Source organism: uncultured Litoreibacter sp., from assembly GCF_947501785.1.
Classification (GTDB): Bacteria; Pseudomonadota; Alphaproteobacteria; order Rhodobacterales; family Rhodobacteraceae; genus Litoreibacter.
In genome coordinates this window covers 84,352-109,621 of the sequence record NZ_CANMXB010000001.1, presented here as the reverse complement: position 1 = coordinate 109,621, position 25,270 = coordinate 84,352, and the positions used below count along the sequence as shown (strand labels likewise).

The window sequence follows — 25,270 nt, the reverse complement described above, 5'->3', positions numbered from 1 at the left end:
CGTTACAAATCTTGGCCGGACACCTGTTGTTCCAGCCTCTCTACCGCCTCTTTTAGGCCGGGCCGGTGGGGATGTATAGCGTAAGCCGCCTGGTAGGCGGTCAGCGCGTTTTGGCTGTCATCCAATTCCTCCAACATGCGCCCCAAACCCTGCATGGCGCCGAAGTGCCGGGGGTTCAAAGCCAACGTGCGTTGGATATCGGCGATCGACAGCCCGTAATGCCCCGCCCCGAAATAGGCGGTCGCGCGCATGTTCCAGCCTTCGGCAAAATCCGGCGCATGGTCGGTCAGCGCGGTGAAATGGTCGATGGCCTCTTCAATCTTGCCGTCGCTCATCGCGCGCCGCCCGCGATTGAGCAGCAGGTTCATCGCCTTGGATCCGCTATCGGACCATTCCCGCCAAATCGCCTTCTCTATGCTTTCCCAATTTTCTTGTTCGGGCTCGGCAAGGCTGTCAAAAAGCTTGTTGAGCTCGGCCTCGTCGGCGAATGCCGGCCCAGATACCGGTGCCGTAAGCAAAAATGCCGCAACGACAGTGTTGAGGATATGTGTTGAAAACTTCATAACGTCTGTAACTCTAGCGGGTCCGCAGCAAAAATCGAGAGCGGGCCACTCACATTTTTAGGAGATTGAGACATGAGCGACGTCATTACCAAAGCGGTAGAAGCATTGTCGGCAAAATTGGACGGCGGCTTTGACGGCTCGGTCAAGTTCGCCATCGAAGGCGAAGGCGCCATTATGGTTGACGCAAACGGCGTGCGCGCAGGCGACGAAGGCGCGGAATGCACCATGTCGGCAGACGCCGAAACCTTCGAGGCCATCCTCGACGGTGACCTGAACCCAACCGCAGCCTTCATGTCCGGCAAGCTCGCCGTCGATGGCGACATGGGCCAAGCCATGAAACTGGGTGCCGTCCTGTCGTGACGCTGACCCCTGCGCCTCTGCATGCGGACGTGGCCGATGGCCCCGCCGATGGCAAAGCCTATTGGCTGACCTGTCCTGACGGGGTCAAAATCCGTGCAGGCGTTTGGGGAGCCGAGACCGGCACCAAGGGAACGGTGCTGCTGTTCCCCGGCCGCACCGAATTTATCGAGAAATACGGCCGTGCCGCCGCTGGCTTCACCGCGCGCGGATACGCCGTGGTGGTCATCGACTGGCGGGGCCAAGGCTTGGCGGACCGCCTGCTGCCTGACCGCGCCTTGGGCCATGTGGGGTCCTTCAAAGACTACCAAACCGACGTGGCCACGCTGCTCGGATTGGTCGAAGACCTCGCGCTGCCCAAACCGCTGTCGCTGTTTGCCCATTCCATGGGCGGCTGCATCGGCTTGCGTGCGTTGGTCGAAGACCTGACGGTCACCTCCGCCGTCTTCACCGGCCCGATGTGGGGCATCGCGATGACCAACAGCAAACGGTCCCTGGGCTGGGTCGCCTCGACGGCGGCGCATAACCTTGGGCTGGGCAACATTATCTCGCCGGGCACGCTGCCGGAGACATATGTGCTGTCCAACCCGTTTGACGACAACATGCTGACCACCGACCCCGAGATGTTCGACTACATGAAACGGCAGGTCACCAAATACCCCGACCTCGCCCTTGGCGGCCCGACGCTCAGCTGGCTCAACCACGCCCTGCGCGAATGCCGCGCGCTTGCTGCGCATCCAACGCCGAATGTGCCGTGCCTGACCTATCTCGGCACGAATGAGCGGATCGTGGACAAAGACGCCATCCATGACCGCATGGGCCGTTGGCCAAACGGCGAGCTGGTGATCATCGAAGACGGTGAGCACGAGATCATCATGGAATGCGAAGCTGTGCGCGAGCAGGTCTACGAGGCTGCGGACGCATTGTTTACCAAACACGCCTGATTGCGCCGGCGGGTCCTGCCCCGCCGACGTTGCCGCATCTGCTCATGGTGGGAATGTTCGTGAAAAGCGGGCCCGCCAATAGATCGTGGCCGCGAGACGGGGTTTCCCCCGCACCATTCTGTCTTCACATGTGAAGCAAAGTGAGCGCCCAAGTCCGCCGGGATTGCCACGTCCCGACCAGCGCCCTCATGCCACAAGTTTTGTGTTTGGATATCCAGGGACGGGTTCTAGCGCGCAAGATATAACGAAACCTGACCCCACCGCGCGCAGCTTGGCGGGATCGGCTACACCAGCACCCCGTCCTGCAGCCTGACCGTGCGGTCCATGCGGGCGGCCAGCTCCATATTATGCGTGGCAATCAGCGCGGCCAGCCCCGTGTCGCGCGCCAGGGCTATCAGCGCCTCGAACACCTGGTCGGAGGTCGCCGGGTCCAGATTGCCGGTGGGCTCATCCGCCAGCAACAACCCCGGCCCATTCGCCAAGGCACGGCAGAAGGCGACGCGCTGCTGTTCGCCGCCGGACAAAGCGCCGGGGCGGTGATCCGCCCGTTTGCCGACGCCGACCTTGTCGAGCAACTCTTGCGCCCGCGCCTCGGCCTCTTTGCGCGAAATGCCCGCGGCCAGCTGCGGCAGCAGAATGTTCTCGGCGGCGGTGAATTCCGGCAGTAGGTGGTGGAATTGGTATACGAACCCGATCTGCGACCGCCGCGCATTGGTCCGCGCGCGGTCGGAGCGGCCGGTGAGGTCCTCCCCCGCGATTTCCACCTTGCCTGCGTCAGGCGTATCGAGCAGCCCTGCTATATGCAGCAGCGTTGATTTGCCCGCCCCCGAAGGTGCGACCAAAGCCACGACTTCGCCGCGCCCTACTGACAGCTCGGCCCCGCGCAGCACCTGAATTTCGTTGGGTTTACCTGCATTGTAATGCTTCTTGATGCCCGTCAGGCGAATGGCCACATCACTCATAGCGCAAGGCCTCCACCGGGTTCATCCGCGCCGCGCGGCGGGCGGGGAAGATGGTAACGACGAAGCTGAGAAACAGCGACAGGGAGATGGCGGACATGACATCGCCCATTTCCAGCCGTGCCGGTAGCTTGGAAATCATCCGCACGGACGGGTCCCAGACCCCACCGCCCGCGATGTAATTCACCACGTCGAAAATCTGGTCAATGTAGATGGCGAAGAGGCAACCGAGGATCAGCCCCGCGATGGTGCCAATAACGCCAATGCCCGCGCCGCAAATGAAGAAGACGCGCAGCACGGAGCCCTCAGACAGCCCCATCGTGCGCAGGATGCCGATGTCGCGACCCTTGTTCTTCACCAGCATAATCAGACCTGAGACGATGTTCATGGATGCAATGAGGACAAGGATGCCGAGGATGAGGAACATGACGTTATCCTCCATCTCCAGCGCCTGCAGGAACGCACCTGACGAGTCACGCCATGTCCAAAGCAGCACGTTGTTACCTGCGACTTTCATGACCTCGATTTCGCCTTTTGCGATGTTTTCCGGGTCGTCCAGAATGACTTCAATTTCGTCGGCCAACCCCTCGCGGTTGAAGTAATCCTGCGCCTTTTCAAACGGCATGTAGACGCGCGTTCGATCAATGTCGTAGCGGCCGACGCGGAAGACGTAGACCACCTCGAACGCAGCAACGCGCGGCGAGGTGCCAAACGGCGTTTTCGTCCCGTTAGGCGAGATCAGCCGGATCTTGTCGCCCGGCCCCACGCCTAGTTCACGCGCCACGCCGGACCCGATGGCAATGCCCTCGTCAAAGCGCGACCAGTCGCCATAGGCCTCTTGCGGTTCAATCACGCGGCGGATGCCCTCGAAATCGCTGGCGCGGATGCCGAACACTTCGACGCCTGCGTTGCGGCCACGGCCTGTGGCCATGACCTGGCCCTTGACCAAAGGCGCGGCGCGGACCACGCCGTCTGCGGTGGAAATGGCTTTCGCCCGCGCGTCATAATCCGAAATCACCCGCGCCGAACCCGCATTCGCGCCCGCGTCATAGACGGTGATATGGGCGTTCGCGCCCAAGATCGTATCAACAAATTCGTAGCGGAACCCCGACCGCACGGCCAAGGTGATGATCAGCGCGGCCACGGCCAGCGTGATGCCAATGAGCGAAATCCAAGTCATGACCGACACGCCGCCCTCGGCTCGTTTGGCGCGGATGTAGCGCCATGCGATCATCCACTCGAACCCCGCAAAGGGGGCGGTTTTGGTTCCCGTGATCTTGGCCACGTTGGTCTCCTGCTTGCCTGAAACCAGATGTGCGCCTTAAGGACGCGAAGGTCAAGTTGGCACCCGCCCCTTGCACGGGGCGGCAAACCGCTTATCGTTACCCCATGTTCGAAGGTTTCAAGAGTTTCGCCCACGTCATCGGCGACGTTACAATTCATGGCCGGGTCGGAGGGTCGGGTCCGCCGCTGCTGTTGCTGCACGGGTACCCGCAAACCCATGTGATGTGGCACAAGATGGCCCCCGATCTGGCAAAGCGGTTCACGGTGATTGCGCCCGATCTGCGCGGCTACGGGGCGTCTACCTGCCCACGCACCCGCGACGACCACAGCCAAATGTCCAAGCGCGAGATGGCCGCCGATATGGTGGCGTTGATGCGCGGCTTCGGGTTCAAGACTTTCGACATCATGGCCCATGACCGCGGCGCGCGGGTGGCGCACCGGTTGGGCATGGACAGCCCCTACGCGGTGCGCAAGATGATCATCCTCGACATTGCGCCCACGCGGGAGATGTACGCAAACACCACGCTGGGTTTTGCGCGCACCTACGCGCATTGGTTCTACCTGACCGAGCCCTATCCCCTGCCCGAGCGGATGATCGAGGCTGACCCGCGTGACTTCTGGAACAAGAAATGCACCTTCGGCGCGGCGGGCGACGGGCCGTTCTCCGACGAGGCGCGCGATGCCTATCACAACGCGTTTTCCAACAAGGCGGTGATCCATGCGTCGTGCGAGGACTATCGCGCCGCGGCGACCATCGATATCGCCCATGACGACGCGGACGGAGCCCGAAAGCTGACCTGCCCCATCCATGTGCTTTGGGGCGCGCATGGCGCGATCGAGGCCTATTTCGACTGTCTGGAACTGTGGAAGCTCAGGGCGGAGACCGTCACCGGCAAATCGCTGCCCGGCGCGCATTATCTGGCCGAAGAGCTGCCCGAACGCGTCTTGCGAGAAGCGTTCGTGTTTTTGGGGGTCGGCGCGGTGTCGCGCGAGGGCGGCGCATAGGCCGCCCCCGGGCCCTGGTTTCTACTCGTCGAGATTGAACACAAGCCGCATCACCACTGGCGAGGTGCGGGTGATGGAATCCAGGCTGGCCAGTTCCATCAGCTTGTTGACGCCCTCGGTGATGCCAAGGTCTTCGGTCTCAACAAAGATGATGTTGTTGGTCGTCACCATGGCGGAGGTGTCAGACAGTCGGACCGCGAACATTTCGGCGTCCAGATCAACCTCTGAGCCCAGCAGCGACAGGGTGCCCTCGATCTCGAAGGTGGTCATGCCGCCAACTGGCAGTTCGCTGACCTCGGACATGTCGATATTGGCAGACAGCGTCGCGGTGCCCGCGCCTTTGAAAACATGCTCCAACATGCGTTCGTTGCGAATGTCGATATTGGTTTGCACGGAGGCCAGGTCGACCTCGATCATCGCCGCGCCATCCGCGCCAACTGCGCCTGAGATGGTGTTGAAGCTGTGCGCCTCGCCCGTTGTGTCGCCTTTGATAGAGCCGAACACGAGGCGGGAATTGTCGCCATCCAGCGTCCAACCTTTGGCGTGGCCATCGGCGTAAGCCATTGATCCTGCGGCCATCAGGCTGGCGACAAGCGCGAGGGTTTTGAAAGATTTGAACATGAGGGTCCTCCCAGAAATTCCCCACGCGGAAGTGCCGGGGTTAAGAAGGTAACGCTTGGGGGTCGCCTATTATTCGATCAACAACGCATCTTTTTCGGCAAAGGCCAGCCGGTAAGGCATCCCGCCATTTCGTGTTTTGTCACAACGGCATTACACTCGGCGCGTTCATTCCAAGAAAATTAACCAAGGGGGATTCGTCTATGACCATTCAACTCACCCGTCGTGGCTTTGTCGCAGGGACCGCAGGGCTGATCGCGCTGCACCCGTTCTCGGCCCGCGCCGCCACCAACCAAGCACATCTGCGGATCATGGAGACCACCGACCTGCATGTGCATGTTTTCCCTTACGACTATTACGCCGACAAACCCCGCGACACCGTTGGGCTGGCCCGCACCGCCTCCCTGATCAAGGCGATCCGGGACGAGGCCACCAATTCGCTGCTGATCGACAATGGCGACTTCCTGCAGGGCAACCCGATGGGCGACTACATCGCCTACGAGCGGGGCATGAAGGAAGGCGACCTGCACCCGGTGATCGAGGCGATGAACACGCTGGGCTTTGATGCCTCCACGCTGGGCAACCATGAATTCAACTACGGGCTGGAGTTCCTGATGAAGGCGCTTGCGGGCGCGAATTTCCCGGTGGTGAATGCCAACGTGGTCACCGAAATGGGCAGCGACCCCACCAAGGACAAAACGCTGATCCCGCCCTATGTGATCCTCGATCATAAGGTCACAGACGGCGCGGGGGTCGAACATGACATCAAGGTCGGCCTCATCGGCTTCGTGCCGCCGCAGATCATGGGCTGGGACCGCCGCCATCTGGAAGGCAACGTTCAGGCCCGCGACGTCATCGAGACCGCGCAGGCCTACCTGCCGCAGATGAAGGAACAAGGCGCGGACATTATCGTCGCTCTGTCGCATTCCGGTATCGGCGCACCGACGGCGGAGGACGGAATGGAAAACGCGGCGGTGCCGCTGGCGGGTCTGGACGGCGTCGACGCCATTTTGACTGGCCACAGCCATCTGGTCTTCCCCTCACCTGCCTACGAGAACTTCACCGGCACCGACCTGGATGCGGGCACGTTGATGGGTACGCCTGCGGTGATGGGGGGCTTCTGGGGCAGCCATATGGGGCTGATCGACCTGCTGGTCGAGAAGGACGGCAATGAATGGCGTGTGGTTTCTGCTGAATCCGAGGCGCGGCCCATTTCCAAGCGCAACGAGGATCGTTCGACCACGGCGCTGGTGGAAAGCGATGAAGCGGTGCTTGCCTCTGTGCAGCAAGAGCATGACGAGACGCTGGCCTATGTGCGCCGCGCAGTTGGCAAAACCGACGCGCCGCTGCACAGCTACTTCGCCTTGGTGGCGGATGACCCGTCCGTGCAAATCGTGTCGATTGCCCAGCTTTGGTATATCGAGCAGATGATGAAGGGCACCGAACATGAGGGCCTGCCGATCCTGTCGGCTGCGGCACCATTCAAGGCCGGTGGTCGCGGCGGGCCGGAGTATTTCACTGACGTGCCCGAAGGCGATGTGGCGATCAAGAACGTCTCGGACCTGTATCTCTACCCCAACACCGCCCGCGCGGTGCGGGTGACGGGGACCCAAGTGAAGGACTGGCTGGAACGCTCCGCCGGTATCTTCAATCAGGTCGAGCCCGGCGCGCAGGACGTGGTGCTGCTGAACCCGGATTTCCCCAGCTACAATTTCGATGTGATCGACGGGGTCGAATACCAGATCGACCTGTCGCAGCCGTCGAAATACGACCCAAAGGGCGTGTTGCTGAACGAGGATGCCTCGCGGATTGTGAACCTCACCTACAATGGCGAACCGCTTGATATGAATGCGGAATTCATCATTGCGACCAACAACTACCGCGCGGGCGGCGGTGGGTCTTTCCCCGGGGCCACGCCCGATACGACCATCTTTGAAGGCCCCGACACGAACCGCGACGTCATCGTGCGCTACATCGTCGAGAAAGGCACGATCAGCCCGCGCGCAGACGCCAACTGGACCTTCAAACCGATGGAGGGAACGACCGTGTTGTTTGACACAGGGCCAGCGGCGAAAGCCTATGCAACGGATGTACCCGGCGTCACAATCGAGGAAGCCGGGGACGGGCCGGACGGGTTCGCCCGGTTCCGTATCTCGCTTTAGCGGCGGTACTGACCCAAATCATCGGCCAGTGGCGGGCATCCGATCAGCCCGCCATTGGCTATTAGGCGACCATCACCCCAGAGCTTCCAGCCCAGCTTGCGCCCGCCGCGTTTCAGCTCTTTTGAAAGGCGGTATAAAGGCGGCCCCCGCCCGTCATCGGCGTTGATGCGAGTGTCGGAGGTGCGTTCGCTGTTGTCGACGCTGTCAGCCCGGTCGCTGGCCTCGTCCTCGATAAACATCCCCTGCACCGCGACGGCAGGCGTCATCTGCATTGGCCGCCAATCACGGCTGGGCGTGAAGATGAAATCATCGAGATGGTCGCAATAGCGCGCTGCGCGCTTTTCCAACCGGGCCGCGCTTTCCCGGCTCAGCGCGTAGGCAGCGGCGCTGCCGATGGTCTGGATCAACGGCCGCAGAGACACGCCGCCCATATCGACAACAGGGCCCAACCGGCGGGGTTGATTGGCCCCATCCAGCTTGATGACGTCGGCCAGCCGCCCGGCTTCGGAAAGGGAGGCCAATGCATCGCCAAACCCTGCACTCAGGATCGCGTCATCTTCCATGATGACCCCGAATGGCGCCTCGCCATCACGGACCGCCCGCCATGCGACCCGGTGGCTTTCGAAACAGGCGACTTCGGATGTGGTCAGGCTCCAGCGGCTTAGCCACCCGGCTGGGCAGTATTCAGCGGGTTGTGGGTTGTCGAAGGCGTCGACCGCCGAGATACGTTCTGCCCGCAGCCCCTGGGCCGCGAACTGGTCATCCATGAAGGTCCGCCGTTCGGGAACGCGGTCCAGATTGATGTAGTAGATGGGTGTCACTTGCCGCCCCACGGCAGCAAACCTTTGATGAATTTGCGCGTCTTGTATTTGGTGCGCGATTTGGCGCGGGCGCTCATGTAATCCTCGCCCATCTCCTCGGCCTTGTGGCTGCGGATCAACGGGTCTGACGACCACGGCTCAAACGCCACCAGCTTGCCCGCCTCGGGGTCCGGCCGGACGGTCGACGTCGCCGTGCTGTTCAACGCCGCGGCCAAAAAGGAGAAGCTGGAATTGGCAATCGCGACATGATCCGCCAGCCGCATCGCGGTGAAATCGTAGAAGAACCCGTGATCCACAGGCGGCAGGTCGAGCTGATCGGACGTCACAAGGGCAAACTCGTCAAAATCATTGCCCGCCGCGGTCGGGTCGTCGGTAGCGATGTAGACCTGCAGGGTCGGCTCTTTCGCCTGCAACCCGCGCAGCCAATCGACGTACCAGTCGTTGGGCGGCAGGAAGAAAATATCAGTGCCATAATCGCCGCGCCGTAGATGCACCACAGCCACCGGTCCGGCCAAGGCGTCAAACCCGACCCGCATCGCCTGCCCTGCCTCAAGGTAGACGCCTTTATGGGCGAACTCCGCCTCAAGCTCCGCACGGTAGGGCGCGTAATATTTCATGTTGTACTGAAAAAAGCCCTTCAGATCGGCATCCGCCCAAGGCTCCGGCGCATTAACGATGTCGCAATCGTCAAACCCGTATTTGGTTTGCTCTACGGTCCGGCCCGGTTTGGGCAAGGTCGCCTTGCCCGGGCGGACGTGATACATGTCGTCCCCTTCCCAAGGCAGGTTGGCAAATTCAAACCCGTGCTCCGCCGCATAGGTGCGCAGAAACATGTATTGAAACGCCTTGTTGGCGAACCGGCCCATGGACCCAAGCACCGAGTTGGTGATCATCGGGGCCTTCACATAAACCGCGTCGCCCCAGCCTTTGTCGTAGGGGGTCATCGTCTTGATGCGTAGAAAGCCCAGCGGGTACAGGAAGGCGTCCAGATCACTGATATGCGGGCAACCTTCGTAGAGCTCGTCATAGTTGATCTCGGTCTGGATGGCGTCGATATGTTTCAGCGTCTCGGTGGCCCCGCGCAGTGCCATCAGTTCCGCGCCCTGAATATCCATCGTCAGCATGTTGACCGAGGCCGGGTCAACGCCGGTTTCCGCCATGGCGGCGTCCAGTGTCATGGTGCGGACCTCGATCTCCTTGTCGAAGGTGATCTTGGGGTACAGTTCGGCATGTTTGGCCAGGGGCAGCAGCGAGCTGCTCTGATCCATTGACGCAATGTTGAACGTCGCGGTGCCCGCCTTATCCGATGCAGCACCTTCGACGACATGAATATCCGCTTCGCCCGCGGTCTTGTCGCGCAAGGCGCCGGCCAGCTCGGGGTTGGCCTCCACAAAAACAATCGGGCTCATCTTGTTGGTGCGGTAGGTCGGCAGTTCCTGCCCCTGATGCGCGCCCACATGCAGCACGCCCTTGGGTTTGAAGCCGTAGCGCTTCATCTTGTCGACATAGAGCACGATATCTTCGGGCTTGCCGACAAACCGCGAGCGGAGCCGTTCATGCACCGCCAACAGGTTGGCGTAACGGTAATCCTCCATCGCGGGCGTGAAGCGCTCGATCTCGGTGAAATTGCGTTTGCCCACCTTGAACACCGCATAGCCGGACCGGCGCAGGTAGGACCACACGTTGCCCAGAGTGAATCCTGCATCTTCAAACGTGCCGCCATATTCGAACTGTATGTAGTCGACCTGCCCGGCCTTCAAAAGCCGGTTCGCGCCGCGCAGCACGTCATATTCAGCGCCTTCCACGTCGATCTTCAGCAGGTTGATCTGTTTCTTCGGGTCGGTCCAATAGCTGTCCAGCGCCACGGCGGGAACCGCGTTTGCCTCGAACCCTGCGGGCAGCAGGTCGTCCTCCACGCTGGTGCGCCGGTAGATAGAGCTGAGCCGGTCGTCGTCGCGGTAAGTGTTGAACACAATCTCGCCGTCCGTATGGGAGGCCGCCGCGTGGTTGATCGTGCCCTTGTCACCCAGTTGTTCAACGATTTTTTCGTAGGATCCCTTTGTGGCCTCGAACACATGCAGGTCAACGTCACCCACCTGTTCCAGCACGGCCTTGGACCACAGCCCGTGATGCGCGCCGACATCAAACACAACGTCGCCGGGAGCCACGCATTTGGAGATGATCCGGCGCTCTTCGGGTTGGATGACGTCGTCTGACTGTTTGCGAAAATACCTGCGAAGCCCCATCACTCACCCTTTGCGCGTGCTATCTGCGATCCAAACCTGATCTGGCATTTTATCTGCAGCGGCGCAATGGCGCTGGATCATGGCCCCAGCAGCTCTTGAACAACCGGCACCAACCCTTGACCAATTGCGCGGGTGTTTTCCGCGTCCAGATGGATGCCATCAATGGGCGAGCTTTGCGCCACGCTACCTGCGTCAAACCAGGGGACGCCGATGTCATCGGCCTTGGCCTTGGCCAAGGCGCTGAACTGCCGCGAGGCCGCCAGCAGCTCAGCAGTGACATGCGGGTCGTCGCAAGGCACCAACACTTGGGGGATCACCAGCAACACCTTTGGTTGGGCTATATCGGGCACACGCATTGGATGGCGGCGCACGATCTCTGCCAGATGCTCCAGCCCGCGCACCGCGCGCCGCAGTGGGAACCCCCAGTAAACGTCATTCGCGCCCAGGGAAACGATCACCAGATCAAGAGGCGCATGCGTGTGCAGGGCCGACGGCAATAGCGCGGCGCCGTTCATGTTGCCGGGGCTGGCATGCTGGTCCATAGCGGTCGTGCGTCCGCGAAGCCCGTCGCTGATGACGTTCACGCCCTCCAGACCGGCCTGCAATACATTGGGCCAACGGTCCTCGAATTTGTGGCGCGCGCCGCCGTCGGGGCGTGACCCCCAGGTCAAACTATCGCCGAAACACAACACCGTTTTCATTTTTGTTCTCCAAAGACCGCTGCCGCCAACACGCCGTCAAGTTCGGCCATGGCCGGCCAGTCCACGCAAGCGTTATAGGCGACGCTCACCCCCCAGCCACCGTGCCACTGAACCGCAAATGCGCCCGTATTCATCCGGCCCGGGAAGCAAAGCGCCCCGAAATGCCAGAAGTTATGGCCGCCTCTAAAAGCGCGCCAAATGGTGCCGGGACCATAAAACGCGCCGCCGCCCATCTCAGCCATGGGCGCGCCTTCCGGGGCTTGGCCCAGAATACTGCCCTCGCCAAAGTGGTGGGCATGAAATTTGGCGTAATCCGCCACGGGCATGGCCCAGCCGCCAAAGGCCGCGAATGCGCCCGTGCGCGGCGACACCTCCGCCTCCACCCCGGCGGGCCGCAGGACCCTGTCGGCGCAGGCGCGGCCATAGGTCTGACCAGTCTCGACCGAAATCATTCGTCCAAGAATGGCGTAGTTTTCGTTGCTGTAGACATATGTCCCCGCCTTGCCGGGCGGCCCGAGCTCCAGCAGCGCATCCACGATGCCGGGGTGATCAGGCGCATCCAGCATCGCGGGCATCGCCATTTGGGTGGCGTCGTTAACATAGCCGCTGGTGTGGGTCATCAGCTGCCCGACGGTGACATCAGGTCCCTGCCCCAACACGTCGGCGGTCGTGGTGGCCTCGTGCCAGTCACCGCCCGCAATCAACGACATGGCGCATGTGCCCGTGATGGCCTTGGACAGGCTCGCCAATTCCATCGGCGTGTCTGCCGGCTGGCCGATGCCGATCTGGCTGACGACGTTGCCTTGGTATGTTGCGGCCAAAGCGCCGCGCGCCACATCATGCGTGTCGGCCCAATCACGAAACGCCTGTTCCAACCTGTCAGCAACCGCGTCCTGCCCTTGCGCCAGAGCTGGCAAAGCAAGGCAGAGGGAGGCGATCAGACAGGTTATGCGCATCGTGTTCCCCAGGTCAGGATGTTCCGTAAATCGCCGCTACTTTCGCAATCGCGGCGTCCGGCGCCAGCTCCTCGCTTTCGCCGGTTCTGCGGTTCGTCAATTCCACCACGCCGTTCTTCAGGCCACGTGGCCCGACGGTGATGCGCCATGGCAGGCCAATCAGGTCCATGGTGGCAAACTTGCCGCCCGCGCGTTCGTTGCGGTCGTCGTATAGCGGCTCAAGGCCTAGGGCCTCGATCTGCTTGTACAGGCTTTCGCAAGCCGCATCGGCCTCGTCGTCGCCCTGCTTGAGGTTGACGATGCCCACATGGAACGGCGTCACGCCTTCAGGCCAGATGATGCCCTTGTCATCATGGCTGGCCTCGATAATCGCGCCGAGCAGCCGCGACACGCCAATCCCGTGCGACCCCATATGCACCGCCACAGGCTTGCCGTCGGGGCCTTGCACTGTCGCGCCCAAAGCGTCGGAATATTTGGTGCCGAAATAGAAGATTTGCCCGACCTCGATGCCGCGCGCGACTTTGCGGCGCTCCTCGGGGACCTCGTTGAACAGGGCCTCGTCATGGGTTTCGTCCGTGCGGGCGTATTTTGTGGTGAATTCTTCCATGATCGACTGGCATTGCGCCTTGTCGTCATAGTCGATGTCGCGGTCGCCGAAAGTCAGCTCGGTCACGGCGCTGTCGTAGAACACCTCGCTTTCGCCCGTCTCTGCCAGCACCAGGAACTCATGGGTGTCGTCGCCCCCAATCGGCCCGCTATCGGCACGCATCGGGATGGCTTGCAGGCCCATGCGTTCGTAGGTGCGCAGGTAGCTGACCAGATGGCGGTTGTAGGCGTGCAACGCGTCTTCCTTGGTCAGGTCGAAATTGTAGCCGTCTTTCATGTAGAACTCGCGGCCGCGCATCACGCCAAAACGCGGGCGGCGTTCATCGCGGAACTTCCACTGGATTTGGTACATCGTCAGCGGCATGTCTTTGTAGCTCGACACATTGGCGCGGAAAATATCAGTAATCAGCTCTTCGGCGGTGGGGGTGAACAGCATGTCGCGGTCGTGGCGGTCCTTGATGCGCAGCATCTCCTCGCCGTAATCGTCGTAGCGCCCGCTTTCTTTCCACAAGTCGGCCGATTGAATGGTGGGCATCAGCATCGCCATGTGACCCGCACGCGCCTGCTCCTCATGCACGATATTCTCAATGTTTTTCAACACCTTGTAGCCCAAAGGCAGCCAGGAGTAGATGCCGGCCGAACTTTGTTTGATCATCCCTGCCCTCAGCATCAGGCGGTGCGAGACGATCTGCGCCTCGGCGGGCGTTTCTTTCAGGACGGGCAGGAAGTAGCGGGACATGCGCATGGGGGTCAGGCCTTCTTTGTCTGGTTCATTTGTGCCTACGACACGCGCGGCGGTGGGGCAAGTTCAGATGGAGCCTGCTTCAACCATGTAATTGTTTGCGCTGCACATGGCCGCGTCGTCGCTGGCCAGAAACAGCACCATTCGCGCCACGTAAACGGGGTCGATCAGGTCCGGCAGGCATTGCCGCTGACGATGCGCCTCCAACGCCTCGGGCGTGGCCCACAGCTCTTTCTGACGGTCGGTCATGATCCAGCCCGGCACCACCGTGTTCACCCTGATCCGGTGGTCTCCCAAATCCCGGGCCATCGTGCGGGTCAGCCCATGCACCGCCGCCTTCGCCGTCGCATAGGCCGGAAATCCACCGCCCGCCTCCCACCAACTGTTGGAGCCGAGGTTGATGATCGACCCGCCGCCTGCGGCAATCATACCCGGCGCAACCGCCTGGATCGCAAAGAACATATGGCGCAGGTTGGTATCCATCCGCTCGTCCCAGTAATCCGGGGTTACATCCGCCCAATTGTGCCGGTCGTCGCGCGCCGCGTTATTCGCCAGAACCGTAAACGCCCCAACCTTGCCCGCCAGCGTTTCAATCGCCGCCTGCGTCGCCGGGATATCGCGCAGATCACACAAAGCAAATTGCGCACCTGTCTTTTGCGCCACGGCGCGGCTGGCCTCATCGTCGCGGTCCAGAAACGCCACATTGGCCCCTTGTGCCGCAAAGGCCTCAACCGTCAACGCGCCAATACCCCCTGCCCCGCCGGTGACCAAAACGGATTTGCCTTCAAGGCTCGGGTAGGTTGCGAATGCGGGCATGTTTATCTCCAATCTCTGTTCTCCGCGATCCTAGAACAGCTTGCAGCGGCCCGCTACCGCCGCCACAGTGCACCGCAAAAATAGGAGCTTCTATGACCTCGGAAACAGTCGGATTTGTGGGCGTCGGCCTGATGGGCCACGGCATGGCCAGCAACATCTTGAAGGCGGGCTACCCCGTCACCGTGATCGCCCATCGCAACCGCGCGCCGGTCGAGGACCTCGTCGCCAAAGGTGCGACAGAGGCTGCCTCCATGGCCGATATCGCCGCCTGCTCGATCATCCATATCTGCGCCCCGGGGTCACCTCAGGTAGAGGCCATTGTGTCCGAGCTGATGCCGAACCTGACCCCGAACGCGATCATCGTCGATTGCTCCACTTCCGATCCGAATTCCACAATGGCGTTGGCTGACGGGCTCGAAGCCGCAGGCTTCGGTATGGCAGACGCCCCTTTGGGCGGCACGCCTGTGCAAGCAGAGGCAGGTGAGTTGGCCACCATGGTTGGCGCGCCCGACGCCGTATTTGCCCGCGTCAAACCCGTCATCGCGGCCTGGGCCGGCGCCATCGTCCATATGGGCCCCTCCGGCGCGGGTCACAAAATGAAGCTGCTGAACAACTTCCTCGCGATGGGCTACGCCGCGATGTATTCCGAAGCGCTTGCCCTGTCCGAGAAAGTCGGCATCACCACCAACCAGTTTGACAGCGTCATCCGCGGCTCGCGCATGGATTGCGGCTTCTATCAAACGTTCATGGGCTACGCGGTCGAAGGCAATGCAGAGGCCCATAAATTCACGCTGACCAACGCGCTGAAGGACATGCGCTACCTCGAAGCCATGGCCGATGGGGTGGCGCTGGCCAACCCAATTGGCAACGCGGTCAAAAACAGTTTCGCGCTGGCCCATGCCGCAGGTGGAGACGGCGCTGAAGACTACGTTCCGCACCTTGTGGACTACGTCGCAAAACGCAACGGCGTGACCCGCGGCTAGTCTCCATTTGGTTTCAAGCACTCTGGGGATTTGCCCGCGTGGCGAAGGGGCAAAGCCCCTTCAAGAACGCAAAACATCACGGGCGCGCAGCGCTCATTTCACCACAATGTCGGCCTCAAGCGATGCGGCAAGCGAGTTCAAACGGGCCTGTGCGACTTCTCCAAACAACCCTTTGGTCTCGGGGTGTAACTCAAAGGTTAACACGCGCTTTTTGGGCTGCCACTTCAATTCCCCCATCAACTCTGGCCGCTCGACGGAGAACATTGCGCCAAACCGCATCGCCTTACCCAAAATCTCGGCACGTTTCAGGTCTTTGGGCGGCAGCAGTCCAAACAGGTCGTCAAATCGGGTCCCGTCCCGGGAGTTTTTGTAGCGGTGCAACAGCGCGACCCCCAGGAAGATGCGCCCGGCATGATCCAACCCACCGAGATTGGCCCGTGTGGCGTTGTCGAAACACACCTCAGCGCGGTAGTCGGGATGCGCCCGCCAGCTGACGTCGTGCAAGAGACAGGCCGCGCGGATCAGCCGCGCGCGCTCATGCGGGACTTTGCCAAAGATTGGTGCCAGGAATTTGTGCAATTGCCGCCCGAAGCCGGGGATGCGGGCGTTCTTGGCCTCGTCCCAGCGGCAGGCCTCGATCAGCGGGTCGCGGCGTTTCAGCTCAAACGGCATCTGTTCGTATAAAAGCCCCTCTCGGATCCCGTAGCTGGAGGTGGCCAAGGCCTCGGGCTTGAAGCGCTGGATCAGCGATTTCAACACCTGCGCCGCGATCGGCACCAGCCGCATCCGCGCTTCCGAGTTGCCGGTGATCGCGCGCAGTTCATCCACCGACTTGCCGCGGATCCATTTCACCGTCTGCAACACGGATTTCGACGTCATCCGGTATTCGTGGAGGACTTTCAAAGGATAGCCCCGCCGCTCCATGTCCAACCGGGCGAGCGCCCGCCAGGACCCGCCGACCAGGTAGATGGTCTTGTAATCGCGGGGCATGTCGTCGCGCAGATCGGTGATCGTGGCGTCGATCACCGCCTTGCGGACTTTGTGGCCGCCTTTCATCCCCATCAGTTTCAGCGGCCCCAATTCTGACGTGACACGTTTGCCAACGACACCGTCGCCCACCTCCGCCAGCTCCATCGACGAGCCGCCGATGTCGCACATCAGGCCCTGCGCTTCCGGCCAGCCGAGGAAAACGCCCTGCGCGGACAGGCGGGCCTCTTCGGTGCCCGACGCCACCCACAGGTTGATCCCCGTCTCGCGCGCCACTTCTTCGCAAAATTCCGGCCCGTCTTCGGCGTCGCGCACGGCGGCCGTGGCCACGGCGGTCATCGGGCTGACATTCATGCCTTTGCACAGCAGCGAGAACCGTTTCAGCGCGGACAACGCGCGCGCGCGGCCCTCGACAGACAACCGCCCCGTCTCGCGCATATCAGCACCGAGGCCCGCCATAATCTTTTCGTTGTAAAAGTAGGCGGGCGAGCGGGCGGCACCGTCAAACACCACCAACCGGACCGAGTTCGACCCGACATCGATCGTGCCAACCCGGCTGAGCGCCTTGGCCTTCGGATCGTTAAACAGAGGCCGCCCGAACGGGCCATATTCCTCGTTATCGCCGGATTGAGCGCCATCCATGACCAACTGAAAATCCCCGAGGTTCGTGCTGCCGACAACATGCACTTAGCCGCTCGCCCAGGTCAATCCACCGATGGCACATCGCGCTATATTCAGTCCTTGGTGTGCGCCAGTTCTGGCACGTCACCTGCACCGGCCGACCCCCGGCCGGACAAGGACGGGTTCTCCATGAAGAACCGGTGGCAGTTGAAGGGGTGTTCGTCCTCGCCAAAGGTCTGACGCGCGTAGCTACCGTCAGGCTGCAGGACCCAGCTCTGCGCAGTGTCGGCCAGGTTGGCGGCCATAATCTGGCTCATCACCTGCGCGTGCACGGTTTTGTTGGTAATCTCGACCAAAGTTTCGACGCGGCGGTTGAGATTGCGGCCCATCCAGTCAGCAGAGGACATGTAGACCTTGGCCTTCTTTGATGGCAACCCGCGCCCATTGCCAAAGCACACGATGCGCGAATGCTCAAGAAACCGCCCGACGATGGATTTTACGCGAATGTTTTCGCTCAGCCCTTCAATGCCCGGTCGCAAGCCGCAAATGCCGCGCACAACCAGGCTGATTTTCACGCCAGCCTGACTGGCGCGGTAAAGCGCGTCGATGACATCCGGCTCGATCAGCGAGTTCATCTTGGCCCAGATTTCCGCTGGCTTGCCGGCCTCGGCAAACGCAATCTCGGCGTTGATATTGTCGATCAATTGCGACTTCATCGAAATTGGCGCGATCGACAGATTTTCAAGGCTGTCGGGCTGCGCGTAGCCGCCCACGTAGTTGAACACCCGCGTCGCATCGCGGCCCAGCGCCGCGTCACAGGTGAACAGGCTCAGATCGGTGTAAAACTTGGCCGTGATGGGATGGTAGTTGCCGGTCCCGAAATGGGTGTAGGTCACCAGCTTCTTGCCCTCGCGCCGCACGATCGCGCTGATTTTGGCGTGGGTCTTGTAGTTGATGAAACCGTAAACCACATGCGCGCCAGACCGTTCCAGTTTGCGCGACTGGCGGATGTTGGCGGCCTCATCAAACCGGGCCTTCAGCTCGACCAGCGCGGTGACGGATTTGCCGTTCTCCGCCGCCTCGCACAGCGCCGCAACAATAGGGCTTTCGTTGGATGTGCGGTACAAGGTCTGTTTGATCGCCACCACGTCAGGGTCGCGCGCCGCCTGGGCCAAAAAGCGGACCACCATGTCGAATGTCTCGTAGGGGTGATGCAGCAGCATGTCCTTCTGGCGAATGGCCGAAAACATGTCCCCTTCATGGTCCTGGACCCGTTCGGGCACCCTGGGGGTGAAATGCGGCCACAAAAGTTCCGGCGTGCTCATCTCGACCAGCTCGGAGATGTCGCTCAGCCCCAGCATGCCCGAGATTTCGATCACGTCGGCCTCGGTCACTTCCAGCGCTTCCATCACCAACCCGCGCAGCTTTGGGGGGGCGTCGGCGCTCATCGTCAGGCGGACAACCTCGCCCCTGCGGCGGCGCTTCAGCGCTGTTTCAAATTCGCGCACCAGATCTTCGGCTTCTTCCTCAACTTCGAGGTCGCTGTCGCGCAAGACGCGGAATGTGCAATGCCCCTTGGCTTCATAGCCCGGAAAGATGTCACCGACCCGCTCAATCAACAGGTCTTCCATGGCAATGACGCGGGTCTGACCGTTGACGTCCGGCAAGTTGACGAACCGTTCGATCTGTTTGGGGATGGGCAGCAAAGCCTGCAGGCTGCGCCCGTCCGATTTGCGGCTGAGCTGCAGGGCGAGGGACAAGCCGGTGTCCGGGATGAACGGAAACGGGTGCGCGGGGTCAATCGCCAACGGCGACAGCACCGGAAAGATGTTGGAGATGAAGTAATTCTCCAGATATTCAAGATCCGTCTTGTTCAGCGCGTCGCCACCCAACATTGAGAGGCCCGACACATGCATGTCGCGCCGCAAGTCGCCCAGCACGTCGTCCTGGCGTTCCATCAAGGCACGGGCGTTTTGGTCAATCAGCACCAGCTGCTGTGCCGGGGTGCGTCCGTCGGCAGACGGGGTGGTGTTGCCGGCCAGGGCCAGTTCACGCAAGCCCGCGACGCGGACGGAATAAAACTCATCAAGGTTGTTGGCTGAAATCGCAAGAAAGCGCACGCGCTCCAGCAGTGGCACTTTGGGGTTGGAGGCCTCCTCCAGCACGCGCCAGTTGAATGCCAGCCAGCTCAACTCGCGGTTGAAAAAGCGGTCAGGGCCGGTCAGCTCCACACCGTCCAACGCAACGGGCGGCGCAAAATCTGCGTCAAGAAAATTCGCTCCGGTCATGGGCGGCTTTTTGATGTCTGAATGTAACGTCACAGTGACTTATGCCATATTTTTCAGAGATTTGTCCAGAAATCAGCCTGCGTCGCCGCGCAAGATATCGCCTGCCAGTCGCTTGCCGATGGGTTTGCCCTCGCGCAGGGCGCGGGCGTCGATGGCGTCGACAAACTCCCGCGCGGCGCCAAAGCTGCGGCCAATGCGCGGCAGCACGTAATCCAACAGCCCGCTTGGCAGGTTGATCTGCTTGTCGGCGAACAGCTTTAACAACACCACGCTCAGCAGGGCGTCGTCAGGCGGGTCTAGCGCCACCAAAGCCGTGCCCTGAAGGCGGCTCAGCAGGTCGGGCAATCCCACCGACATCGCCGCTGGGGCGGTCGCGGTGGTCATCAGCAGCGGGTGCCCTTCGGCCATCATCAGGTTGTGCAAATGAAACAGAGCCACCTCGTCGTCTGAGGTCATGGTGTCGATATCCTCGATCACCAGCGGCCCTGTGGCCAGTTCGGCAATGTCGCGCGCGGACAGGTTGAGAGCAGGCAGAATGCGGGCCGCGACTTCGCCGGCCCAGACATGGGCCAGATGGGTTTTGCCCGATGCCGCGGGGCCGCTTAGCACAAGCTTGCCATTGGGCCAGCTATCGGAGTTTTCCAAGGTGGTTACGGCCAATTGGTTGGCCTCCGAGACAAAGAAGTTGTCCCGCCCAAGCGCCGGTTTGGTGCTCAGGGAAAATGCCAGCTGCTCGGCCATGTCAGTCGTCCCGGTGCAAGCCGCGATACAGGCGGCTGCCTTGATATTGCACGATGCCAAATCGGGTCAGAACGCCGAAAATGGCGGCGATTGGCACGGCGACCAGCATGCCGACGAAGCCAAACAATGTCCCAAAGGCCGACAGGGCGAAGAGCAGCCAGACCGGGTGCAGCCCGACGCTTTCGCCCACCAGTTTGGGGGTCAGGATGTTGCCCTCCAGAAACTGGCCGACGGCGAAGATGACCGCGACGGCGACGATCCATTGCGGCTCCGCCCAGAACTGAAACAACGCCAGCCCGATGGCCAATGCGCCGCCCACCAGCGCGCCCACATAGGGGATGAACGTGATGAGCCCCGCAATCACGCCCACAACCAGGCCGAATTGCAGCCCGACAAGCATCAAAGTGACCGCGTAAAAGGTGCCGAGAATGCCGCATACGGTCAGCTGTCCCCGCACAAAGCTGGCCAGGGTGTTGTCGATCTCGGTGGCCAGTTCGCGGATCACCGGCGCGTGGTCGCGCGGCAGCAGCGCGTCGATGCGGGCAATCATGTTGTCCCAATCCAGCAGCAGGTAGAAGGCCACCACCGGCACCACCACCACGAACACGGCGGCGTTGATCACGCCCACGGCCGAGCTGAACACGGTTTGCACAAAGGCGGTGCCGCGTTCCTGCAGGGTGCTGCCAATCCCGCTGAGCGCCTTGCGCAGGGTGGAGGTCTCGTCAAGGAGGGTTGGGAACCGCTCGGAGAAGTAGGTGTACAGGCTGGACAGATAGGTCGGGGCCTGCTCCAGCAGGCCGGCGGTTTGGTCGACGACTTCCCGCACCACGAAGATCAGCAACGGCACGATCACCACGATGGCCACCAACGAGATCGTGGCGGTTGCAGCCACCCGGCTGAATTTTAGCCGCTCCAGCCGGTCGGCAACAGGGTCCATCATGTAGGCAATGGCGCCGCCGACGACGAAAGGCAGCAACACGTCGCCGAGGAACCAAAGCATCAAGCCAAACACAACAGCCGCGATGCCCCAATATTTCGCCTGATCTTGAACTGGTAGTGCCATGACGCCTCTTGCAAGCCTGCCCAAGATGTGGCCCATCACGCGCGGCGTTGCAACCCGCGACACCAAAGTCTCGAGGAGACTTTGGTCACAAACTTTCGGGGAAAGTTTGAGCCCCTGATCTAGCCGCGCGACTTTCGGATCAGGTCGAGGATGTCTTTCGCCGCCTCGGGGATGTTGGTCCCGGGCCCGAAGATCGCCTTGACGCCCGCATTGTAGAGAAAGTCGTAGTCCTGCTGCGGGATCACCCCGCCGCAGATAACGATGATCTCGCTTGCATCTGCCTCCTTCAAGGCGGCCACCAGCTGCGGCGCCAGCGTCTTGTGTCCGGCCGCTTGGCTGCTGATGCCAACAACATGCACGTCGTTGTCCACCGCGTCCTGCGCCGCCTCTGCAGGGGTTTGAAACAGCGGGCCCACATCGACGTCAAACCCGATATCGGCAAAGGCTGTGGCGATCACCTTGGCCCCTCGGTCGTGGCCGTCCTGGCCCATTTTGACCACCAGCATGCGCGGGCGACGGCCCTCTTCTTGGGCGAAGGTTTCCACGTCTTGCTGAATGGCGGCGAAGCCCGCGTCGCCCTCGTAGGCTGCGCCGTATACGCCCGCCAGCGTCTTCACCTCAGCCCGGTGACGGCCAAATGCCTTTTCCATGCTCATGCTGATTTCCCCTACTGTGGCGCGGGCGCGGGCGGCTTCGACCGCAAGCGCCAGCAGGTTGCCGGTGCCGTCCCTCGCACCGTTTTCCAAGGCGGCCAGGGCCGCGGCGCAGGCCGCCTGGTCTCGCGTCGCTCGGATTTGCTCTAGTCGCGCAATTTGGCTGTTGCGCACTGCGATGTTGTCCACGTCGCGAATGTCAATGTCGTCTTGCTCGTCCAGTTTGAACTTGTTGACCCCAACGATGACCTCGTCGCCGCGGTCGACCTCGGCCTGCCTTCGTGCGGCGGCTTCCTCGATCCGCAGCTTCGGCATGCCGGAGGCCACGGCTTTGGTCATGCCCCCCATCTCGTCAATCTCTTCGATGATTTTCCAGGCCTCATCCGCCAGGTCCGCGGTCAGCTTTTCGACGTAGTAGCTGCCGGCCAACGGGTCGACGACCTTGGTCACCTTGGTCTCGTTCTGCAAGATCAGCTGGGTGTTGCGGGCAATCCTTGAAGAGAAAGCCGTCGGCAGCGCGATCGCCTCGTCAAAACTGTTGGTGTGCAGCGACTGCGTGCCGCCCAGCACCGCGCTCATCGCCTCATAGGCGGTGCGCACGATGTTGTTGTAGGGGTCCTGCTCTTGCAGCGACACGCCGGAGGTCTGGCAGTGGGTGCGCAGCATCTTCGAGCCCTCTTTCTGCGCCCCAAATTCGGTCATGATGCGGTGCCACAGGAAGCGCGCGGCGCGCAGCTTGGCGGCTTCCATAAAGAAGTTCATGCCAATGGCAAAAAAGAAGGACAGCCGTCCGGCAAACTTGTCGACATCCATGCCCTTCTCAATCGCGGCGCGCACGTATTCCTTGCCGTCCGCCAACGTAAAGGCCAGCTCCTGGACCAGGTTCGCACCTGCCTCCTGCATGTGGTAGCCGGAAATCGAGATCGAGTTGAATTTCGGCATGTCGGTCGACGTGAATTCGATAATGTCCGACACGATCCGCATCGAGGGTTCGGGGGGGTAGATGTATGTGTTGCGCACCATGAATTCCTTCAGAATGTCGTTCTGAATGGTGCCCGACAGCACCGCGCGGTCATGGCCCTGCTCTTCGCCCGCGACAATGAAGGACGCCAGCACCGGGATCACCGCGCCGTTCATGGTCATCGACACGCTGATTTTGTCCAATGGAATGCCATCAAAGAGGATCTTCATGTCCTCGACGCTGTCGATCGCGACGCCCGCCTTGCCAACGTCGCCTTCAACCCGCTCGTGGTCGCTGTCATATCCGCGATGCGTCGCCAGATCGAACGCAACAGACACGCCTTGCTGCCCTGCATCCAATGCTTTGCGGTAAAATGCGTTGCTTTCCTCAGCGGTGGAGAAACCGGCATATTGCCGGATGGTCCAGGGCCTGCCGGTATACATCGTGGCCCGCGGGCCGCGGGTAAAGGGTCCCTCCCCCGGCATGGATCCCATGTGGTCCAGCCCGTCGGCATCTTCCGCGCTATAGACCGGTTGGATTGCGATGCCCTCGGGGCTGTCCCATGTCAGCGCGTCCAGCGGGCGGCCGCGGAGTTCGGCCTCAGCCCGTTTGGCCCAGTCTTGCTTCTTCGTCATCGTATCTTCCTCTTGCATCCAGCGGCCCGCCGGATGTGTCTCCGGTCGGGTCGAAATAAGTTGCCAGACCGTCGCTGCCTTGTATCAGCCAGTCGATGTCGGTCGCGTAGTCCTGTCGTAATTTATGTATCTGGTCGGCATTGAAGGGCTGGTAGCGGCCGCGCCGTCCCATCAGGTTGCTCACAATGTCGGTGTGGCCCCGCTCCATGGCGATTTCCGCGATTTCCACCGCCGTCAGCGACGCATTATGTGTGGTGCCGTTGCCGCTGAGACCGCGTGGCAAGACCCGGCCCGACAGCGCGCCCAGCTGCGGAGCGGGTTGATCGGACCATGCCTCAAACGGCCAAACCGCGATCTTGGCATCGGGAAAAACCGACGCCACATCCGCGATCACATGCCGCCACCGGCGCGGTTGGGTGGTCAGCCTGTCCAGATCCGCCTCCGTCGGGAATGCCGCCCCCGCCTTGATGCGGAACGCCAGTGCCGAGGCCCAGTAGTTGTCGTAGGACCGCACCGCCAACCCGATCCGAACCTGGTGTCCCGCGAAAGCGGGGGCGAAGCGGCTCAGCCGGGGGTGGGTTTGCGAATACAGGCGCGAGCGGCGGAAGTTATGCGCCATCGTGCCAATCATGTTCTCTTCGCTGATCACCAGCCGCCGCATGCCGTTCTGGCTGGCGCGCGAAATTTCCATGCGGATGCGTCCTATCGATCGCTCTGCCGTTGCCTCGTCACAGGGCTGTACAAGATCGGGGTCCCGGACCAGCCCCGCAAACAGCCCCGAGCGGGTACGCCCCGGCCCCCAGATGCTCATCCGGTCGCGCGCCAAAGTCTTGCGGTTGGCGTTCAGAAACATCTGCAACGAGGTTGAGCCGGTGCGATGCGCACCCAAATGCAGGCAAATTTCCATCAGATCACGACCCTTTTGCGCAGGTGCCCATGCGGCACGGTTTGGCAAGAGGTTCTCAGGCAAAACACTGTCAAAGCCGTTAATCACGCGGCTTTGTGCAGCAAAGGTCAATTTGCCCTTAGAAATGCCCGAATGACCGCCTATATAAGCTGCAAGCGGAGGAACTATGAAACACACCTTGATCTTTGTTTTTACGGCATTTTCCGTGGTTGCGGCCGCGTTTTCGGGCATGGCGCAGACCACGTCCGAGGACGGCGACGATATGGCCCCAAAAGACGTAATTGAATTGAATTTGAACGATTTTCTCTGGGAAAAGCGCCCGATTGTGGTCTTCGCCGATACCGACCGCGACCCTGCCTTCGTCCGCCAGCTGGAACTTCTTGAGGCCCGCACCGACGCGCTTTCCGAGCGTGACGTCGTCATTCTGACTGACACGGACCCGTCCAAACTGTCCCCCTTGCGCAAACAATTGCGCCCGCGTGGCTTCATGCTGGTGCTGATCGGCAAAGATGGCGACGTGAAACTGCGCAAGCCCTTCCCTTGGTCCGTGCGCGAACTGTCCCGCGCCATCGACAAGATGCCGATGCGGCAGCAGGAAATCCGCGACCGCAAGGCGGCAGCGTCCAGCACAGATGGGTGAGGCCGCGCGCT

22 protein-coding genes are annotated in these 25,270 nt (G+C 61.5%); 6 read left to right on the top strand and 16 right to left on the bottom strand.

The genetic code is table 11. From position 1 onward, the window contains the following. Positions 1–2 precede the first annotated feature (2 nt). Entirely contained in the window at positions 3–563 is a 561-nt protein-coding gene (locus Q0899_RS00555; protein WP_298292761.1) for a tetratricopeptide repeat protein, read from the bottom strand. A 72-nt stretch (positions 564–635) separates the two neighbouring features. Between Q0899_RS00555 and Q0899_RS00550 the strand changes: the two genes are divergently transcribed. Further along, positions 636–923 (top strand): SCP2 sterol-binding domain-containing protein, encoded by a 288-nt coding sequence (locus Q0899_RS00550; RefSeq protein ID WP_299190710.1) that lies wholly within the window; start codon positions 636–638, stop codon positions 921–923. Then, positions 920–1,864 (top strand): alpha/beta hydrolase, encoded by a 945-nt coding sequence (locus tag Q0899_RS00545; RefSeq protein ID WP_299190708.1) that lies wholly within the window; start codon positions 920–922, stop codon positions 1,862–1,864. Before Q0899_RS00550 ends, Q0899_RS00545 begins: the two co-directional genes overlap by 4 nt. A gap of 284 nt (positions 1,865–2,148) precedes the next feature. Here the strand turns inward: Q0899_RS00545 and Q0899_RS00540 are convergent, their stop codons facing one another. After that, the gene (locus tag Q0899_RS00540) at positions 2,149–2,826 is read right to left on the bottom strand and encodes an ABC transporter ATP-binding protein (RefSeq protein WP_299190706.1); all 678 of its coding nucleotides are present in this window, start codon (positions 2,824–2,826) and stop codon (positions 2,149–2,151) included. Then, positions 2,819–4,057: a lipoprotein-releasing ABC transporter permease subunit gene (locus Q0899_RS00535; protein WP_298293328.1), complete on the bottom strand. Its 1,239-nt coding sequence runs from the start codon at positions 4,055–4,057 to the stop codon at positions 2,819–2,821. The genes Q0899_RS00540 and Q0899_RS00535 overlap by 8 nt, the downstream gene beginning before the upstream one ends. A gap of 155 nt (positions 4,058–4,212) precedes the next feature. On the opposite strand from Q0899_RS00535, the gene Q0899_RS00530 reads away from it, so the two are divergent. Then, a complete protein-coding gene (locus tag Q0899_RS00530; RefSeq protein WP_298359181.1) occupies positions 4,213–5,112 on the top strand; it encodes an alpha/beta hydrolase in 900 nt (299 codons plus the stop codon). Between the two features lie 21 nt (positions 5,113–5,133). On the opposite strand, the gene Q0899_RS00525 is transcribed toward Q0899_RS00530, so the two are convergent. Continuing rightward, the gene (locus tag Q0899_RS00525) at positions 5,134–5,733 is read right to left on the bottom strand and encodes a YceI family protein (protein WP_298292771.1); all 600 of its coding nucleotides are present in this window, start codon (positions 5,731–5,733) and stop codon (positions 5,134–5,136) included. A gap of 200 nt (positions 5,734–5,933) precedes the next feature. On the opposite strand from Q0899_RS00525, the gene Q0899_RS00520 reads away from it, so the two are divergent. Next, positions 5,934–7,892, top strand: a complete 1,959-nt coding sequence (locus Q0899_RS00520) for a bifunctional 2',3'-cyclic-nucleotide 2'-phosphodiesterase/3'-nucleotidase (protein ID WP_298359187.1) — start codon at positions 5,934–5,936, stop codon at positions 7,890–7,892. On the opposite strand, the gene Q0899_RS00515 is transcribed toward Q0899_RS00520, so the two are convergent. The 6 genes from Q0899_RS00515 to Q0899_RS00490 form a co-directional block, all read right to left on the bottom strand. Continuing rightward, complete coding sequence (locus tag Q0899_RS00515; protein ID WP_298292776.1) at positions 7,889–8,713, bottom strand: glycosyltransferase family 25 protein; 825 nt, start codon at positions 8,711–8,713, stop codon at positions 7,889–7,891. The two genes, Q0899_RS00520 and Q0899_RS00515, sit on opposite strands and share 4 nt — an antisense overlap. Continuing rightward, entirely contained in the window at positions 8,710–10,959 is a 2,250-nt protein-coding gene (locus Q0899_RS00510; protein WP_299190703.1) for an FkbM family methyltransferase, read from the bottom strand. The genes Q0899_RS00515 and Q0899_RS00510 overlap by 4 nt, the downstream gene beginning before the upstream one ends. A 77-nt stretch (positions 10,960–11,036) precedes the next feature. Next, positions 11,037–11,660: an SGNH/GDSL hydrolase family protein gene (locus Q0899_RS00505; protein ID WP_299190701.1), complete on the bottom strand. Its 624-nt coding sequence runs from the start codon at positions 11,658–11,660 to the stop codon at positions 11,037–11,039. Further along, positions 11,657–12,616 carry a serine hydrolase gene (locus Q0899_RS00500; RefSeq protein WP_299190699.1) on the bottom strand — a complete coding sequence of 320 codons (960 nt, stop codon included), beginning with the start codon at positions 12,614–12,616 and terminating at the stop codon, positions 11,657–11,659. Before Q0899_RS00500 ends, Q0899_RS00505 begins: the two co-directional genes overlap by 4 nt. A 13-nt stretch (positions 12,617–12,629) precedes the next feature. Next, positions 12,630–13,967, bottom strand: coding sequence for a proline--tRNA ligase (gene proS / locus Q0899_RS00495; RefSeq protein ID WP_299190697.1), 1,338 nt, complete (start codon positions 13,965–13,967; stop codon positions 12,630–12,632). Between the two features lie 63 nt (positions 13,968–14,030). Continuing rightward, a complete protein-coding gene (locus Q0899_RS00490; RefSeq protein WP_299190695.1) occupies positions 14,031–14,780 on the bottom strand; it encodes an SDR family oxidoreductase in 750 nt (249 codons plus the stop codon). A 92-nt stretch (positions 14,781–14,872) separates the two neighbouring features. On the opposite strand from Q0899_RS00490, the gene Q0899_RS00485 reads away from it, so the two are divergent. Further along, positions 14,873–15,763, top strand: a complete 891-nt coding sequence (locus Q0899_RS00485; RefSeq protein ID WP_298292788.1) for an NAD(P)-dependent oxidoreductase — start codon at positions 14,873–14,875, stop codon at positions 15,761–15,763. Positions 15,764–15,856: 93 nt separating this feature from the next. Here the strand turns inward: Q0899_RS00485 and Q0899_RS00480 are convergent, their stop codons facing one another. The 6 genes from Q0899_RS00480 to Q0899_RS00455 form a co-directional block, all read right to left on the bottom strand. After that, the gene (locus tag Q0899_RS00480; RefSeq protein ID WP_298292790.1) at positions 15,857–17,392 is read right to left on the bottom strand and encodes a Ppx/GppA family phosphatase; all 1,536 of its coding nucleotides are present in this window, start codon (positions 17,390–17,392) and stop codon (positions 15,857–15,859) included. Between the two features lie 92 nt (positions 17,393–17,484). Further along, positions 17,485–19,659 (bottom strand): RNA degradosome polyphosphate kinase, encoded by a 2,175-nt coding sequence (locus Q0899_RS00475; protein WP_299190692.1) that lies wholly within the window; start codon positions 19,657–19,659, stop codon positions 17,485–17,487. A gap of 72 nt (positions 19,660–19,731) precedes the next feature. Further along, positions 19,732–20,400, bottom strand: coding sequence for a DnaA/Hda family protein (locus tag Q0899_RS00470; RefSeq protein ID WP_298292794.1), 669 nt, complete (start codon positions 20,398–20,400; stop codon positions 19,732–19,734). Position 20,401: 1 nt separating this feature from the next. Then, complete coding sequence (locus Q0899_RS00465; RefSeq protein WP_299190690.1) at positions 20,402–21,463, bottom strand: AI-2E family transporter; 1,062 nt, start codon at positions 21,461–21,463, stop codon at positions 20,402–20,404. A gap of 119 nt (positions 21,464–21,582) precedes the next feature. Further along, positions 21,583–23,712: a methylmalonyl-CoA mutase gene (gene scpA, locus Q0899_RS00460; RefSeq protein WP_298292798.1), complete on the bottom strand. Its 2,130-nt coding sequence runs from the start codon at positions 23,710–23,712 to the stop codon at positions 21,583–21,585. Then, positions 23,678–24,730: a hypothetical protein gene (locus tag Q0899_RS00455; RefSeq protein WP_299190688.1), complete on the bottom strand. Its 1,053-nt coding sequence runs from the start codon at positions 24,728–24,730 to the stop codon at positions 23,678–23,680. Before Q0899_RS00455 ends, scpA begins: the two co-directional genes overlap by 35 nt. A 55-nt stretch (positions 24,731–24,785) precedes the next feature. Between Q0899_RS00455 and Q0899_RS00450 the strand changes: the two genes are divergently transcribed. Beyond that, positions 24,786–25,259 carry a DUF4174 domain-containing protein gene (locus tag Q0899_RS00450; protein ID WP_298292802.1) on the top strand — a complete coding sequence of 158 codons (474 nt, stop codon included), beginning with the start codon at positions 24,786–24,788 and terminating at the stop codon, positions 25,257–25,259. The last annotated feature ends 11 nt before the right edge of the window (positions 25,260–25,270 follow it).

Coding starts and splice junctions, on each gene's coding strand:
- Q0899_RS00465 (WP_299190690.1), bottom strand. CDS start 21,463: ATGGCACTACCAGTTCAAGATCAGGCGAAATATTGGGGCATCGCGGCT.
- Q0899_RS00470 (WP_298292794.1), bottom strand. CDS start 20,400: ATGGCCGAGCAGCTGGCATTTTCCCTGAGCACCAAACCGGCGCTTGGG.
- Q0899_RS00555 (WP_298292761.1), bottom strand. CDS start 563: ATGAAGTTTTCAACACATATCCTCAACACTGTCGTTGCGGCATTTTTG.
- Q0899_RS00475 (WP_299190692.1), bottom strand. CDS start 19,659: ATGACCGGAGCGAATTTTCTTGACGCAGATTTTGCGCCGCCCGTTGCG.
- Q0899_RS00530 (WP_298359181.1), top strand. CDS start 4,213: ATGTTCGAAGGTTTCAAGAGTTTCGCCCACGTCATCGGCGACGTTACA.
- scpA (WP_298292798.1), bottom strand. CDS start 23,712: ATGACGAAGAAGCAAGACTGGGCCAAACGGGCTGAGGCCGAACTCCGC.
- proS (WP_299190697.1), bottom strand. CDS start 13,967: ATGCGCATGTCCCGCTACTTCCTGCCCGTCCTGAAAGAAACGCCCGCC.
- Q0899_RS00535 (WP_298293328.1), bottom strand. CDS start 4,057: ATGATCGCATGGCGCTACATCCGCGCCAAACGAGCCGAGGGCGGCGTG.
- Q0899_RS00525 (WP_298292771.1), bottom strand. CDS start 5,733: ATGTTCAAATCTTTCAAAACCCTCGCGCTTGTCGCCAGCCTGATGGCC.
- Q0899_RS00480 (WP_298292790.1), bottom strand. CDS start 17,392: ATGGATGGCGCTCAATCCGGCGATAACGAGGAATATGGCCCGTTCGGG.
- Q0899_RS00510 (WP_299190703.1), bottom strand. CDS start 10,959: ATGGGGCTTCGCAGGTATTTTCGCAAACAGTCAGACGACGTCATCCAA.
- Q0899_RS00500 (WP_299190699.1), bottom strand. CDS start 12,616: ATGCGCATAACCTGTCTGATCGCCTCCCTCTGCCTTGCTTTGCCAGCT.
- Q0899_RS00485 (WP_298292788.1), top strand. CDS start 14,873: ATGACCTCGGAAACAGTCGGATTTGTGGGCGTCGGCCTGATGGGCCAC.
- Q0899_RS00490 (WP_299190695.1), bottom strand. CDS start 14,780: ATGCCCGCATTCGCAACCTACCCGAGCCTTGAAGGCAAATCCGTTTTG.
- Q0899_RS00505 (WP_299190701.1), bottom strand. CDS start 11,660: ATGAAAACGGTGTTGTGTTTCGGCGATAGTTTGACCTGGGGGTCACGC.
- Q0899_RS00550 (WP_299190710.1), top strand. CDS start 636: ATGAGCGACGTCATTACCAAAGCGGTAGAAGCATTGTCGGCAAAATTG.
- Q0899_RS00450 (WP_298292802.1), top strand. CDS start 24,786: ATGAAACACACCTTGATCTTTGTTTTTACGGCATTTTCCGTGGTTGCG.
- Q0899_RS00520 (WP_298359187.1), top strand. CDS start 5,934: ATGACCATTCAACTCACCCGTCGTGGCTTTGTCGCAGGGACCGCAGGG.
- Q0899_RS00540 (WP_299190706.1), bottom strand. CDS start 2,826: ATGAGTGATGTGGCCATTCGCCTGACGGGCATCAAGAAGCATTACAAT.